The organism is Streptomyces sp. NPDC057939 (assembly GCF_042887545.1).
In the GTDB taxonomy this organism is placed as follows: Bacteria; Actinomycetota; Actinomycetes; order Streptomycetales; family Streptomycetaceae; genus Streptomyces.
In genome coordinates, this window is the sequence record NZ_JBHVPG010000029.1 from 50,304 (window position 1) to 64,089 (window position 13,786).

Annotated in this window: 14 protein-coding genes and 1 riboswitch; of the genes, 3 read left to right on the forward strand and 11 right to left on the reverse strand. The window is 72.7% G+C overall.

Going from position 1 to position 13,786, the window contains the following annotated elements; translation table 11 throughout:
- Positions 1-89: 89 nt before the first annotated feature.
- Both ACFVS6_RS27210 and ACFVS6_RS27215 read left to right on the forward strand, forming a co-directional pair.
- A complete protein-coding gene (locus ACFVS6_RS27210; RefSeq protein WP_389707783.1) occupies positions 90-725 on the forward strand; it encodes a uridine kinase in 636 nt (211 codons plus the stop codon).
- Between the two features lie 378 nt (positions 726-1,103).
- Positions 1,104-3,047: an AAA family ATPase gene (locus tag ACFVS6_RS27215; RefSeq protein ID WP_389707784.1), complete on the forward strand. Its 1,944-nt coding sequence runs from the start codon at positions 1,104-1,106 to the stop codon at positions 3,045-3,047.
- Here the strand turns inward: ACFVS6_RS27215 and ACFVS6_RS27220 are convergent.
- Positions 3,044-4,075: a helix-turn-helix transcriptional regulator gene (locus ACFVS6_RS27220; protein ID WP_389707785.1), complete on the reverse strand. Its 1,032-nt coding sequence runs from the start codon at positions 4,073-4,075 to the stop codon at positions 3,044-3,046. The genes ACFVS6_RS27215 and ACFVS6_RS27220 overlap by 4 nt on opposite strands.
- A gap of 144 nt (positions 4,076-4,219) precedes the next feature.
- Between ACFVS6_RS27220 and ACFVS6_RS27225 the strand changes: the two genes are divergently transcribed.
- The gene (locus ACFVS6_RS27225; protein WP_389707849.1) at positions 4,220-4,615 is read left to right on the forward strand and encodes a RidA family protein; all 396 of its coding nucleotides are present in this window, start codon (positions 4,220-4,222) and stop codon (positions 4,613-4,615) included.
- A gap of 90 nt (positions 4,616-4,705) precedes the next feature.
- On the opposite strand, the gene ACFVS6_RS27230 is transcribed toward ACFVS6_RS27225, so the two are convergent.
- From ACFVS6_RS27230 to ribD, 10 genes are all read right to left on the reverse strand, one after another.
- Positions 4,706-5,749: a hemolysin family protein gene (locus tag ACFVS6_RS27230; protein ID WP_389707787.1), complete on the reverse strand. Its 1,044-nt coding sequence runs from the start codon at positions 5,747-5,749 to the stop codon at positions 4,706-4,708.
- Entirely contained in the window at positions 5,746-7,191 is a 1,446-nt protein-coding gene (locus tag ACFVS6_RS27235; protein WP_389707789.1) for a hemolysin family protein, read from the reverse strand. The genes ACFVS6_RS27230 and ACFVS6_RS27235 overlap by 4 nt, the downstream gene beginning before the upstream one ends.
- A gap of 199 nt (positions 7,192-7,390) precedes the next feature.
- Positions 7,391-7,855: a PH domain-containing protein gene (locus tag ACFVS6_RS27240; RefSeq protein WP_389707791.1), complete on the reverse strand. Its 465-nt coding sequence runs from the start codon at positions 7,853-7,855 to the stop codon at positions 7,391-7,393.
- A gap of 58 nt (positions 7,856-7,913) precedes the next feature.
- Complete coding sequence (hisG, locus tag ACFVS6_RS27245; RefSeq protein WP_389707793.1) at positions 7,914-8,762, reverse strand: ATP phosphoribosyltransferase; 849 nt, start codon at positions 8,760-8,762, stop codon at positions 7,914-7,916.
- Positions 8,763-8,847: 85 nt separating this feature from the next.
- Positions 8,848-9,126: a phosphoribosyl-ATP diphosphatase gene (locus ACFVS6_RS27250; RefSeq protein ID WP_281205179.1), complete on the reverse strand. Its 279-nt coding sequence runs from the start codon at positions 9,124-9,126 to the stop codon at positions 8,848-8,850.
- 35 nt (positions 9,127-9,161) lie between these two features.
- The gene (gene ribH, locus ACFVS6_RS27255) at positions 9,162-9,647 is read right to left on the reverse strand and encodes a 6,7-dimethyl-8-ribityllumazine synthase (RefSeq protein WP_007262951.1); all 486 of its coding nucleotides are present in this window, start codon (positions 9,645-9,647) and stop codon (positions 9,162-9,164) included.
- A gap of 90 nt (positions 9,648-9,737) precedes the next feature.
- Entirely contained in the window at positions 9,738-11,039 is a 1,302-nt protein-coding gene (locus tag ACFVS6_RS27260; RefSeq protein WP_389707796.1) for a bifunctional 3,4-dihydroxy-2-butanone-4-phosphate synthase/GTP cyclohydrolase II, read from the reverse strand.
- A complete protein-coding gene (locus ACFVS6_RS27265) occupies positions 11,036-11,689 on the reverse strand; it encodes a nicotinamide riboside transporter PnuC (RefSeq protein ID WP_389707798.1) in 654 nt (217 codons plus the stop codon). Before ACFVS6_RS27265 ends, ACFVS6_RS27260 begins: the two co-directional genes overlap by 4 nt.
- A complete protein-coding gene (locus ACFVS6_RS27270) occupies positions 11,686-12,309 on the reverse strand; it encodes a riboflavin synthase (protein WP_389707799.1) in 624 nt (207 codons plus the stop codon). The genes ACFVS6_RS27265 and ACFVS6_RS27270 overlap by 4 nt, the downstream gene beginning before the upstream one ends.
- Positions 12,310-13,389: a bifunctional diaminohydroxyphosphoribosylaminopyrimidine deaminase/5-amino-6-(5-phosphoribosylamino)uracil reductase RibD gene (gene ribD / locus ACFVS6_RS27275; protein ID WP_389707851.1), complete on the reverse strand. Its 1,080-nt coding sequence runs from the start codon at positions 13,387-13,389 to the stop codon at positions 12,310-12,312.
- Between the two features lie 218 nt (positions 13,390-13,607).
- A riboswitch (FMN riboswitch) is annotated at positions 13,608-13,738 on the reverse strand.
- Positions 13,739-13,786 lie beyond the last annotated feature (48 nt).

Here is a 13,786-nt window from a genome sequence, read left to right on the forward strand (position 1 = left end):
CCTTCCAGTTCCCGCGGGCCGGGGGCCGAAGCCACGGGCACGTGTCGGGGTGAACGACCCCCTCCGGACGGGCCGCCTAAGCTGGCCGGGTGGAACCACAGCAGTCGCTTGAGTCACTCGCGCGGGAGCTCGCCGCCCTGCCGCCCTCCCTCGGCCCGGTCCGGCTGATCGGGGTCGACGGGCACGCCGGATCGGGGAAGAGCACCTTCGCCGCCGGGCTCGCCGGGGCCCTGGGCGGTGCGCCGGTGCTCCACCTCGACGACGTGGCCACCCACGAGGAGCTGTTCGACTGGTGGCACCGGCTGGACGCGCAAGTGCTGGAGCCGCTGGCGGCGGGCCGGGCCGCGCACTGGGCCCCGTACGACTGGGTGGAACGGCGCTTCGGGCCGGAGCGGGTGCTGGAGCCGGCGCCGGTGGTGCTCGTCGAGGGGGTCGGGGCCGGCCGGCGGGCCCTGCGGCCGCGCCTGGCGCGGCTGCTGTGGATGGAGACCGCCCGTGAGACCTCCTGGGGGCGCGGGAGGAACCGGGACGGGCGTGAACTTTCCGACTTCTGGGACGGGTGGGAGCGCGCCGAGCGCGCGCACTTCTCGGACGACCCTTCGCGCCCCTTCGCCGACACCCTGGTACGCCAGAGCGGTACGGGATACGAGTGGACTTCAGGGGCTGCTGCGACCCCGGGAACGGCCACTTCCGTCACCGAGAGCGACGGGCTGCCCCAGGCCTGATCGGCCCTGCGGAACGGCGTCCACGGGCCCCCTTCCGACCCGCTTGACCACCGCCCGACGGCGGCCTTACGTTCTGAATGCGCGCTCCGCGAAGGCGGTCGCGGCCGTGGAGCCCCCGGTTGTTCCCCCGTGACCGGGGGCTTCGCGCTGCCCCCGGCGCGGCTCACGACCGGCGCCCGGCGGGCCACTCCCCCACGGATCCTCACCGTGCGTTACCATGCGCGTCCGGAGCGCACGCGCGACCCGTCCCCGTCGCACCCTGGGTAAGGTGCGTCACCGCAGGTACGATGCAGCCCTGATTTCATCGGCGGGGTGGACAACTCGCGTGCCCAGCACGGGGGTTGCCGCGTACCACGGGGCTGGCTTGTGGGGGATGTGATGGACTTCGGCATGCCGGGCAGCGCACACGCCCCGGCCGAACTCGCCTGGCTTCGCGGGGTGGACGCCTGCACCATGGGTGCCTATCCGCAGGCCGAGGAGGAGTTCCGGTCGGCCGTCAGGTTCGATCCCACCATGGCCGACGCCTGGTTGGGCCTGCACGCGCTCCGCGTGGACACCACCAACGCCCTGCTCCGCATGTACGCGCACCGGGACCGCTTCGGCGAGCAGCGGGCGCGGCACCGGCGGACGCTCAACTCCTGGTACTGGTTGGGCTGGTGGGTGCAGCCGGTGCTGGAGAGCCGGCGCGACCTGCTGTTGGCCCACGCCTCGCACTGGCTGGACGGCCGGCACGTACCGGAGCTGGACCAGGCCCTCGCCGCGCTGCCACCGGTGGACGCCGATCCGCAGGTGCGGTTCCTGCACGCCTGCCGCGCCTACCTGGTCAAGGACTGGGAACAGTTGGTGCGGCACACCGAGCCGCTGGTGGACGATCCGCTGCTGGGCATCGAGGCCGGCCTCTTCGGCGGCATGGCCCGGGTCCGGTTGGAGATGTACGGGCAGGCCGAGCCGATGCTGTCGGCGGCGCTGATGCGCTGCCGCAGCGAGCAGCCGCAGCGCAAGGAGCTGCGGTACTGGTTGGCGCGGGCGCACGAGGGAACCGGGCGCAGCGCGGCCGCGCTGCCGCTGTACCGGGCGGTGCACCGGGTGGATCCGGCGTTCATGGACACCGCGGCCCGGCTGACGGCCATCGCGGACAGCAGCGACCCCGACGACATGGCCGGGTACGCGGGGCTCTCCGGGCACGTCACCGAGGGGTTGGCGGGGCACGGCCTGTCGACGGCCGGTGGGGACTACGCGGCGGTGGCGCTCGGCGGGGGTCCCTACCAGGACGTCGCGGCGGACGGCCAGGTGGATCCGGATCCGCCGACGCCGCTGGACCCGCCCGAGCAGCGCTTCGTGCCGTCGGCGGGCGGGGGCGGACTGGAGGGCGTGCGGCACAAGGTGTCCGTGCCGCCGCAGGGTGCTCCGTCCGGGCTGCCGGCCGGGCCCGCCGATCCGCAGGCGCTGGCGGAGGCGCTGGCGGAGCTGGAGCGGATGGTGGGCCTGGATCCGGTGAAGCGGCAGGTGAAGGCCCTGTCGGCGCAGCTGCACATGGCCAGGCTGCGGGCGGCGCAGGGGTTGCCGGTGCAGCCGCCGAAACGCCACTTCGTCTTCTCGGGCCCCTCGGGCACCGGCAAGACCACGGTGGCGCGGATCCTGGGGCGGGTGTTCTACGCGCTGGGGCTGCTCGGCGGCGACCATTTGGTGGAGGCTCAACGCGCCGATCTGGTGGGCGAGTTCCTCGGGCAGACCGCGGTGAAGGCGAACGAGCTGATCGATTCGGCGATCGGCGGGGTGCTGTTCGTCGACGAGGCGTACAGCCTGTCGAACTCCGGCTACAGCAAGGGCGACGCGTACGGGGACGAGGCCCTTCAGGTGCTGCTGAAGCGGGCCGAGGACAACCGGGACCACCTGGTGGTGATCCTGGCCGGCTATCCGGCGGGGATGGACCGGCTCCTCGGCGCGAATCCCGGGCTGTCCTCGCGGTTCACGACCCGGGTGGACTTCCCCAGCTACCGGCCGCCGGAACTGACCTCGATCGGCGGGGTGCTGGCGGAGGCGAACGGCGACCGGTGGGACGAGGAGGCCGTGGAGGAGCTGCGCAGCATCAGCGGGCACGTCGTCGAGCAGGGCTGGATCGACGAGTTGGGCAACGGCCGCTTCCTGCGCACCCTGTACGAGAAGAGCTGCGCCTACCGGGACCTGCGGCTGGCGGGCTTCGCCGGGGACCCCTCGCGGGACGACCTGGCGACGCTGCGGCTCGCGGACCTGATGCAGGCGTACGGGGAGGTCCTGTCGGGCCGCGGCCCCCAGGATCGGCCGGAGTCGCCGCCGCTCTAGGGCCTCGCCCCGGCGGGTTCGCCGGGGTGTTGCCCGACCGTGACGGCTTCGGGGCCGGGCGTCGTTCCGTAGTGTCCGGCGAGTGCCGCGGCGCGCTCGCGCAGGGAGGCGCGCAGCCACTGCGGGGTCAGGGCCTCGGCGTGCGCGGCGAGCTGCCACAGCGCCCATTCGGCGTGTCTCGCGTCCTGGAAGGTGACCGTCAGCCGTAGCCGGCCGTCGGGGTCGCTCTCCTCGTCGAGGACGGCCAGCACGGTGTCCAGCAGGTCCTCCCGCCGCGCCGGGTCCAGCCGGAGCAGCACCGTGACCTGGTCGCCGCCGGTCCGGAACCGCGAGCTGCGGTCCTGCCAGGCCCGGTCCAGGTCGATCCGGTCCGGTCGCTGCGCGGGTTCGTCGAGTTCCTCGGCGGCCCGGACCCGGGACAGCCGGTAGGTGCGGTCCGCGCCCGCTCGCGTGGCCAGCAGGTAGCCCCGCTCCCGTACGGTGACCAGGCCGATCGGGTCCACCGTGCGCCACCGGGCCGGGCGGTCCGTCGCCGCGTAGTGGATGCGCAGCTTGTGTCCGGCGAAGACCGCGCGCCTGATCTCGGACACGACCGGGTCGGACAGCTCCTCGGCGACCACGCGGCGTGCGAGGAGGTCGGTCTCCGGGTCGATGAGCAGGCGCTCGGCCACGCCGGTCGCGGCGTCCCGATGGCTCTCGGGCAGCGCGTCGACCACTTTGAGCATGGCCGAGGCGAGCGCCGAGCCGAGGCCAAACGCCTGCGCGCCGCGCCGAGATCCGGCGACCAGCAGTGCGAGGGACTCGTCGTGGTTGAGTCCGGTGAGCTCGGTCCGGAACCCGGGCAGCAACGCGAAGCCGCCGTGCCGGCCGCGCTCGGCGTGGACCGGGACGCCGGCCGCGGACAGCGCCTCCATGTCGCGCAGCACCGTGCGGGTGGACACCTCCAGCTCGCGGGCCAGCGTCGCCGCGGACAGCCGACCGCGCCGGCGCAGCAGCAGCACGAGGGAGACCAGCCGATCGGCGCGCATGTGAAAACCCTACCGACATACACGACAGAGGGTGTCGTGATTCGTTGCGAGGCTTTCCGTACGACGTCGAGGACGGCCGGCCACCGGGCCGGCCGACGGACGGACGTGCTTGCGGTCGACGCATCGAATGGAGCGGACATGACGATGGAACGCACGGCGGTCAACCCGTGGACGTGGTCGGTGGAACTGGGCTACAACCAGGGCGAGGTCGTCTCCGGTCAGACCCGGACCCTGTACTGCGCGGGGCAGACCTCGATGAGCGGGGACGGCAAGCCCCTGCACGACGGTGACATGGCGGCGCAGTTGGCGCTGAGCCTGGACAACCTGGAGGCCGTGCTCGGCGCGGCCGGCATGTCCCTCGGGAACCTGGTGCGGCTCAACGTCCACACCACGGACGTCGACCTGCTCTTCCGGCACTACGCCGTGCTGGCGGGGCGGTTGGGCGCCGCCGGCGTCGCGCCTGCCACCACGATGCTCGGGGTGTCCCGGCTGGCGATCCCCGGCCTGTTGGTCGAGCTGGAGGGGACCGCCGTCGCGTGACGCGGGCGCGCACACGCCACCGGCCCGGCCCCGGCGCCCCGGGGGGCGGGCGGGGTCGGGCCGGCGTCGGCGCGGTCCGGGCCGCGGGTGCTACGCGCTGCGGGCGTAGCTGCGGTGGGCGGGGTCGCGGACCTCGCCGACCAGCATCTCCAGGACGTCCTCCAGGGCGACGAGGCCGAGGACGCGCCCGGCCGGGTCGGCGACCTGCGCCAGGTGGGTGGCGTCGCGCCGCATGACGCTGAGGGCGTCGTCGAGGGGCAGGGTGGAGCACAGCGTGGTCATCCGGCGCCAGACCCGCTGGGGAACCGCCCGCTCGCGGTCCTCCAGGTCGAGGACGTCCTTCACGTGCAGGTAGCCCATGAAGGCGCCGGTGTCGGAGCGGACCGGGAAGCGGGAGTAGCCCGTACGGACCGTCAACTGCTCGATCTGGCGGGGCGTCACCGCCGGACCGACGGTGACGAGCCGTTCCCGCGGCAGCAGGACGTCGGTGACGGGGCGGCTGCCCAGTTCCAGTGCGTCCTCCAGCCGCTCCTGTTCGACGGACCCGAGGAGCCCGGCCTGCCGGGAGTCCTCGACGAGCCGGCCGAGCTGGGCGGAGGTGTAGACGGCCTCGACCTCGTCCTTGGGCTCGACCTTGAAGAGCCGTAGGACGAGCGCGGCGCAGGCGCCGAGGGCGGCGGTGACCGGGCCGCACACGCGGGCGAAGGCGACCAGACCGGGGCTGAACCACAGGGCGGTCCGTTCGGGGGCCGCCATCGCGAGGTTCTTCGGGACCATCTCGCCGATCACCAGGTGCAGGAAGACCACGGCGGACAGCGCGAACGCGTAGCCGAGGGGGTGGATGAGGCCCTGCGGGACGTGGACGGCGTGGAAGACGGGCTCCAGCAACCGGGCCACGGTGGGCTCGGCGACCGCGCCGAGGGTGATCGAGCAGAGGGTGATGCCGAACTGGGCGGCCGCCATCATGCGCGGCAGGTTCTCCAGCCCGTACAGCACCTGGCGGGCCCGCTTGGATCCCGCCGCCAGCGGCTCGATCTGGCTGCGTCGTACGGAGACGAGTGCGAACTCCGCTCCGACGAAGAAGCCGTTGGCCAGGACCAGGAGCAGGGCGAAGAGGAGTTGGAGGGCGTTCACCGGGCAGCGCCTTCCAGCTCGGCCGGGGCTCCGGCGGTGTCCGCGGTGCGGACGGGCTCGGACCGGGCGCCGCGGTCGGTACCGTCCCGGTGGGCCCCGGGAAGGGACCCGTACGGGCCGCCCGCGGGGACCGTCGTCAGACGGACGAGGCGGACGCGTTCGGCGCGGTTGCGGCCGACCTGACGGACGGACAGCTTCCAGCCGGGGAGCTCGGCCCGGTCCCCGGGTGCGGGGATGCGGCCCAGCAGGTCCGCGACGAGACCGGCGACGGTTTCGTAGGGGCCCTCGGGGACCTCCAGGCCTATGCGGCGCAGGGTGTGGACGCGGCAGCTGCCGTCGGCCTCCCAGGAGGGGCGGCCGTCCTCGGGGGGCGCGGCGGCCAGTTCGGGGCGGCCGTCCTCGGCCAGGTCGTGCTCGTCGCGGACCTCGCCGACGAGTTCCTCCACGATGTCCTCCAGGGTGACCACGCCGGCGGTGCCGCCGTACTCGTCGACCACCACGGCCATCGGCTGTTCGCTGCGCAGCCGCTCCAGCAGGGGCTGGACCGGCAGGGAGCCGGGCACCAGCAGCGGGGCGACGCAGATCCCGCCGACGGGGGTGCGGGAGCGCCGGCCCTCGGGTACGGCGAGGGCGTCCTTGAGGTGGACCACACCGGTGATCTCGTCGATGCGTTCGCGGTACACGGGGAAGCGGGACAGTCCGGTGGCCCGGGTCAGGTTGAGCACGTCGGCCGCGGTGGCCGTGTGCTGGAGGGCGCTGACCTTCACGCGCGGGGTCATGACGTGCTGGGCGGTGAGCCCGCCCAGCGACAGGGTCCGTACGAAGAGGTCGGCGGTGTCCTGTTCGAGGGCGCCGGCCTGGGCCGAATGGCGGACCAGGGAGACCAGTTCGCCGGGTGTCCGGGCGGAGGCCATCTCCTCGGTCGGCTCCACTCCGAGGGCCCGTACGAGACGGTTCGCGACGGAGTTGAGGCCGGCGATGACGGGCCGGAAGGCCCGGGAGAACGCCTGTTGGGGGCCGGCGACGAAGCGGGCCACCTGGAGCGGGCGGGAAACGGCCCAGTTCTTCGGGACGAGCTCGCCGACGACCATCTGGACGGCGGAGGCGAGCAGCATGCCTATGACGACGGCGATGCCGGGGACGGCGCCCCGGGGCAGGCCGGTCGCGGCGAGAGGCCCGGACAGCAGGGCGGCGAGGGCCGGTTCGGCCAGCATGCCGACGACGAGGGAGGTGATGGTGATGCCGAGCTGGGTGCCGGAGAGCTGGAACGACAGCTCCCGCAGGGCGTCGACGACCGTGCGGGCACGGCGGTCCCCCTCGGCGGCGGCGCGTTCGGCCTCGGGTCTCTCCACGGTGACGAGGCCGAATTCGGCCGCCACGAAGAAACCGTTGGCGAGGATCAGGGCGAAGGCCGCCAGGAGCAGGAGTAGCGGGGTGGTCATGCCGCCGCCTCCGGGGGGAGGGCGGCGCGGGTACTACCGGACGATCCGTCCATTGCTGGAGGGAGTCACTCCTCTGGTCGCAGGTGCCCACGGGCCTCGGGGTCCCGGGGCGTGTGGGAGGGCGCGCGGCCGCGCCCCGCCACCAGGGTAGTCATTGGGATCGCGGCCGCAATGGGACGCAGCGGCGAGGCCGGGTGGGCTAGCGGTCGTTTGCGCCGGTTCCCCGGGTTTCGGCCAGTGCGCGCAGGGCGCGGGCGTCGCCGATCGCCTGGGCCTTGGCGACGCCGGGCTGGATGCCGAGGACGGGCAGGCTGGTGCCGTCGCTGAGGTCCAGGAACACCCACGGGTCGCCGGGGCGGAGGTTGACGCGCAGGATCTGCGCCCACTCCAGGCGGCGGGTGGTGGTCAGGTTGATGACCGTGACCCCACCCTCATCGGCGACCACCTTGGGGCGGCTGAGCAGGACGAGGACCGAGCTGAGCAGGGCGGCGGTGAAGACGAAGCTGACGCGCTCGCCCGCGCTGAGCTTCTCCAGCAGCAGCGCGACGGTGGTGATCGTCGCGAACATGGCGAGCCCGACGCTCAGCAGCACGACCCGCGTCCGGTTCGGCCGGAAGGTGACCGGCAGGGTGGGCGTTGCGGGCTGGGCGGCGGACTCGGCCATGGGTGCGCTCGGTTCTGCGAGGAGGTGGGGGGACGTCTGCTGCCGGGGGCAGCAGGTGTCAGAGGCGGCAGGCGTGGATCGAGGTGGTGAGGATCGCGCGCGCGCCGAGCTCGTACAGGTCGTCCATGATCCGCTGGGCTTCCTTGGCGGGAACCATCGCGCGGACGGCGACCCAGCCCTCGTTGTGCAGCGGGGAGATCGTCGGCGATTCCAGGCCCGGGGTGAGGGCGACGGCGCGCTCCAGGTGCTCGGCGCGGCAGTCGTAGTCCATCATCACGTAGCTGCGGGCCACCAGGACGCCCTGGAGGCGGCGCAGGAACTGCGCGACCTTCGGGTCGTCGGCACCGGCTCCGGTGCGGCGGATGACGGTCGCCTCGGACTTGAGGATCGGCTCGCCGATGACCTCCAGGCCGGCGTTGCGCAGGCTGGTCCCGGTCTCGACGACGTCCGCGATGATCTGGGCGACGCCGAGCTCGATGGCGGTCTCTACGGCGCCGTCGAGGTGGACGATGGAGGCGTCGATGCCGAGCTCGGCGAGGTGCTTGGCGACGATTCCCTCGTACGAGGTCGCGATCGTCATCCCGCCGAAGTCCTCGGGGCCCTTCGCGGTGCCGGGCTTGGTGGCGTAGCGGAAGGTGGAGCGCCCGAAGTTCAGCGGGAGGATCTCCTCGGCGTTGGCCCCGGAGTCCAGCAGCAGGTCACGGCCGGTGATGCCGATGTCGAGCTTGCCCGACGCGACGTAGATCGCGATGTCCTTCGGGCGGAGGTAGAAGAACTCGACCTCGTTCTCGGGGTCGACCGTGACGAGTTCCTTGGACTCCTTGCGCTGGCGGTAACCGGCCTCATGGAGCATCGCCGACGCCGCTCCGGAGAGTGAGCCCTTGTTGGGGACGGCGATGCGCAGCATGGGGCTTCCTTTGGTGCGTAGGTGCTTGGTTGCTTACGGGTGTGCGTGAGCGGGGGCGCGGGGGGCCCGCGGCGGGGCTCCGGGCCTAGAGGTGCGCGTAGACGTCGTCGAGGGAGATCCCGCGCGCCACCATCATCACCTGGACGTGGTAGAGCAGCTGGGAGATCTCCTCGGCGGCGGCTTCCTTGCCCTCGTACTCGGCGGCCATCCAGACCTCCGCGGCCTCCTCGACGACCTTCTTGCCGATGGCATGGACGCCCTTGCCGACGAGCTCGGCTGTGCGGGAGGTGCTGGGGTCGCCGGTGGCGGCCTTGAGCTGGAGCTCGGTGAAGAGCTCTTCGAAGGTCTTGGAGGTGTTCGCCATGATGGTCCTCAGAATAAGGGGTCCCCCGCTGCCACTCAGCGCCAGGGTTCGCTGACCGTCCGCAGGGTCATGGCGGTGGAGACGGCGGCGGTGACCGCTTCGTGCCCCTTGTCCTCGTTCGACCCCTCAAGCCCGGCACGGTCCAGCGCCTGCTCGTCGTTGTCGCAGGTCAGAACGCCGAAGCCGACGGGAACTCCGGTGTCGATCGACACCTGCACCAGGCCCTGGGTGACGCCCTGGCACACGTAGTCGAAGTGGGGGGTGCCGCCGCGGATGACCACTCCGAGGGCGACGATGGCATCGTAACCGCGACCGGCGAGTACCTTCGCCACGACCGGGAGCTCGAAGCTGCCGGGGACGCGGAGCAGGGTGGGCTCGTCGATGCCCAGCTCGTGCAGGGCCCGCAGGGCGCCGTCGACCAGTCCGTCCATGACCTTCTCGTGCCACTGGGCAGCGATCACGGCGACCCGGAGGTCTCCACAGTTCTTCACGCTCAGTTCGGGTGCGCCCTTGCCGCTCACAGCTCTGCTCCTCGGTGGTTCGTGTGTCGGTGTGCACGTGGTGTGGGTGTGCGGTGTTGCGGGTCGTGCGGTGGTGCGGGTGGTGCGGTGTTACTGGTTGCCGCAGGCGGAGGTGGTCACGGCCCCCTCCAGCCAGGGCAGGTCGTGCCCCATCCGGTCCCGCTTGGTGCGCAGGTACCGGAGGTTGTGCTCGCCCGCCTCGACGGGCATCGGCTCCCGGCCGGTGACCTCGATGCCGTGCCGGACCAGCGCGGCGGACTTGTCGGGGTTGTTCGTCAGCAGCCGGACGCTGCGGACGCCGAGGTCGGCGAGGATCTGGGCGCCGGCGCCGTAGTCGCGGGCGTCGGCGGGAAGTCCCAGTTCCAGGTTGGCGTCCAGGGTGTCGCGGCCGCGCTCCTGGAGCTCGTAGGCGCGCAGTTTGGACAGCAGTCCGATGCCGCGGCCCTCGTGCCCGCGCAGGTAGACGACGACGCCGCGGCCCTCGGCCTGGATGCGGCCCATGGAGGCGTGCAGCTGGGGTCCGCAGTCGCAGCGCTGGGACTGGAAGATGTCGCCGGTCAGGCACTCGGAGTGCATGCGGACCAGGACTTCGGAGCCGTCGCCGATGTCGCCGTGGACGAGGGCGACGTGCTCGACGCCGTCCACGGTGGAGCGGAAGCCGTACGCGGTGAAGGCGCCGAACGCGGTCGGCAGGCTGACCTCGGCCTCGCGGCGCACGGTGGGCTCCGCGGAGCGGCGGTACGCGATCAGGTCCTCGATGGAGATGATCGTCAGGCCGTGCTTGCGGGCGAAGGGGATCAGCTCGGGCAGTCGCAGCATGACGCCGTCCTCGCCGGCGATCTCCACGATGGCGCCGGCCGGCCGCAGGCCCGCGAGGCGGGCGAGGTCGACGGCGGCCTCGGTGTGGCCGTTGCGGACCAGCACGCCACCGGGCTTGGCCCGCAGCGGGAAGACGTGACCGGGGCGGACGAAGTCGGACGGCTCGCTCGTGCCGTTGGCCAGCAGGCGCAGCGTCGTCGCCCGGTCGGCCGCGGAGATGCCGGTGCTGACGCCGTGCGCGGCGCTCGCGTCGACGGAGACGGTGAAGGCCGTCTGCATCGACTCGGTGTTGTTGTGGACCATCTGCGGGAGTTCCAGCCGGTCCAGCTCGGGGCCCTCCATGGGGGCGCAGATCAGGCCGCGGCACTCGCTCATCATGAACGCGATGATCTCGGGGGTGGCCTTCTCGGCGGCGATGACGAGGTCGCCCTCGTTCTCGCGGTCCTCGTCGTCGACGACGACGATCGGCCGCCCGGCGGCGATGTCGCGGATGGCCTGCTCGACCGGGTCGAGTCGGAAGGTCTCCCGCGGCTCGGCCTCGGGCACGTCCGGCACGGGCTTGAGGGTGGTCATGCCGTTGCTCCTTCGAGGGCCGGGGCGGGGGTGGCGCGCGAGCGCTGGTACCAGTCGTACGCGCCCCACAGGACGAGGGCGAAGTAGACGACGTACACGAGGCCGGAGAAGGCCAGGCCGCTGTTGAAGGCGAGCGGGACGCCCACCAGGTCGACGAGCAGCCAGGCGAACCAGAACTCGACGAGGCCGCGGGCCTGGGCCACCATCGCGACGATGGTGCCGACGAAGATGTAGGCGTCGGCCCACGGGCTCCACGACAGCGACGGGACGAGCGTGAACAGGCCGCCGACGGCGAGGGTGCCGGCGACCGCTCCGGCGAGGAGCAGGCCGCGCTCCTTCCAGGTTGCGGTGCGCACGGCGATGGAGCCGTCCTGGGCCTTCTGCCGGCCGAGCTGCCAGGCGCGCCAGCCCCAGATCGCGACGGAGATCACCAGGAGCTGCTTGCCGATGCCGCCCGCGAGCTGCGCGGAGGCGTAGGCGGCCACCAGGATCAGGCCGGAGAGGAGCTGGGCGGGCCAGGTCCATATGGAACGCCGCCAGCCGAGGGCGAGGGCGGCCAGGCCCATCAGGTTGCCGATCATGTCGGACCAGATGACCTTCTGGTCGAAGACCTCGAAGGCCTCCGCGTTGAGCCAGGTCAGGGCGCTCACCGCTGTTCCCCCTCGCCGTGGAGCGGGTCGACGCCGGCGGCCAGGAGGCGTTCGACGTACTTCGCGAGGACGTCGACCTCCAGGTTGACCCGGTCGCCGGGCTGCTTGATGCCCAGGGTGGTCAGTCCCAGCGTGGTGGGGATGAGGCTGATGGTGAAGTGGTCGGCGGCGGCCTCGACGACGGTGAGGCTGACGCCGTCGACGGTGATCGAGCCCTTCTCCACGACGTACCGCGCCAGGTGCGCCGGGAGGGCGACCTTGACGAGTTCCCAGTGCTCGGAGGGGGTGCGGGAGAGGATCTCGCCGGTACCGTCCACGTGCCCCTGGACCAGGTGGCCGCCCAGGCGTCCGCCGAGGGCCATCGGGCGCTCCAGGTTGACCCGGGAGCCCTGGACGAGGGATCCGAGGCTGGAGCGGTTCAGGGTCTCCTGCATGACGTCGGCGGTGAACTCGCCGTCGGCGGTCTCCACCACGGTCAGGCAGACGCCGTTGACGGCGATCGAGTCGCCGTGCTTGGCGCCCTCGGTCACGACCGGGCCGCGCAGGCGGAAGCGGGAGGCTTCGGCGAGCGGCTCGACGGCGGTGACCTCGCCCAGTTCTTCGACGATTCCGGTGAACACTCAGTGCTCCTTGGGGGCGGTGGGACGGGAGGGGTGGGTGGGTGTGGCGGTGATGCGGATGTCCGTGCCGAGGCGGGTGGTCCCGGTGAGGGTGAGCCGCAGGGCCTCGGTGATGGTCGTGATCCCGGCGTCGGCGAGGGCGGCGGGGCCGGCCCCGAGGAGTACGGGGGCGAGGTAGCCGACGACCTTGTCGACGGCTCCGGCTGCGACGAAGGCGCCCGCCAGGGTGGAGCCGCCTTCGAGGAGGACGGAGCGCACGCCGCGTGCGTGCAGTTCGGCGAGGAGGGCCTCGATCGACAGTCCGCGCCCGTCGTGGGGCAGCCGGACCACGTCCACGCCGGGCAGGTGCTCGGTGTCGGCGTCCTTCCCGACGGCGATCAGGGTCGGGGCGGCGTCGTCGAGTACCCGGGCGGTGGGCCGGACGCCCGCGTGGGTGTCGAGGACGACCCGCAGCGGCTGGACCGCGCCCTCGACGCCGCGCACGGCGAGGTGCGGGTCGTCGGCGCGCAGGGTTCCGGCGCCGACGACGACGGCGTCGGCCTCGGCGCGCAGCCGGTGGACGTCGGCGCGGGACTCGGCGCAGGTGATCCAGCGGCTGGTGCCGTCGGCGGCGGCGGTGCGGCCGTCGAGGGTGGCGGCGTACTTCCACAGGACGTGGGGGCGGCCGAGGCGCACGGAGGTGAGCCAGGCGGCGTTGCCCTCCTCGGCCTCGTCCGCGAGGAACCCGGCCTCGGTGTCGATCCCGGCGGCGCGCAGGGTCGCGCCACCGCCGCTGGCCTGCGGATTCGGGTCGGGGACGGCGTAGACCACGCGGCTGACGCCGGCTTCGACGAGGGCCTGGGCGCAGGGGCCCGTACGGCCGGTGTGGTTGCAGGGTTCGAGGGTGACGTACGCGGTGCCTCCGCGGGCGGCGTCGCCCGCGGCGCGCAGGGCGTGGACCTCGGCGTGCGGGCCGCCGGCCCGCTGGTGCCAGCCCTCGCCGACGACGTTGCCGGCGGGGTCCGTGATGACGCAGCCGACGACGGGGTTGGGGCTGGTGGAGCCGAGCCCGCGGGCGGCGAGCTCGATGGCCCGGCGCATGGCGGTGACGCTCTGGTCGGGTGCTGCCTGCGCGGCGTGTGTCGCCACCGGATCCTCCTGCCTCATCGGGCACGGACTCCGGGGCCTGTCGGGATACGACAGATGAAGCGGGTAGCACACGCGGGAACGCCGGGGCCGGAAAACACGGTCCGTTTCGAGACGTATCCGCTGGGATACGCCGATGGACCGCCGACGGCGGCGTACCGGTGACTGGCCCGCCGCGCACTGCCTCCCATCCGGACTTTAACCGTCGGTCCAGGAATTTCACCTGGTCAACCGGCCGCTGGATGCGGACGGGTCGCGGACTATAACCGCCGGTTCGGAATTGCACCGACCCCGGAGTGCGCTGCTACTGGTACTAGGGCCAGTGTGCCACGGGTGATCCGAGGCCAAGCGA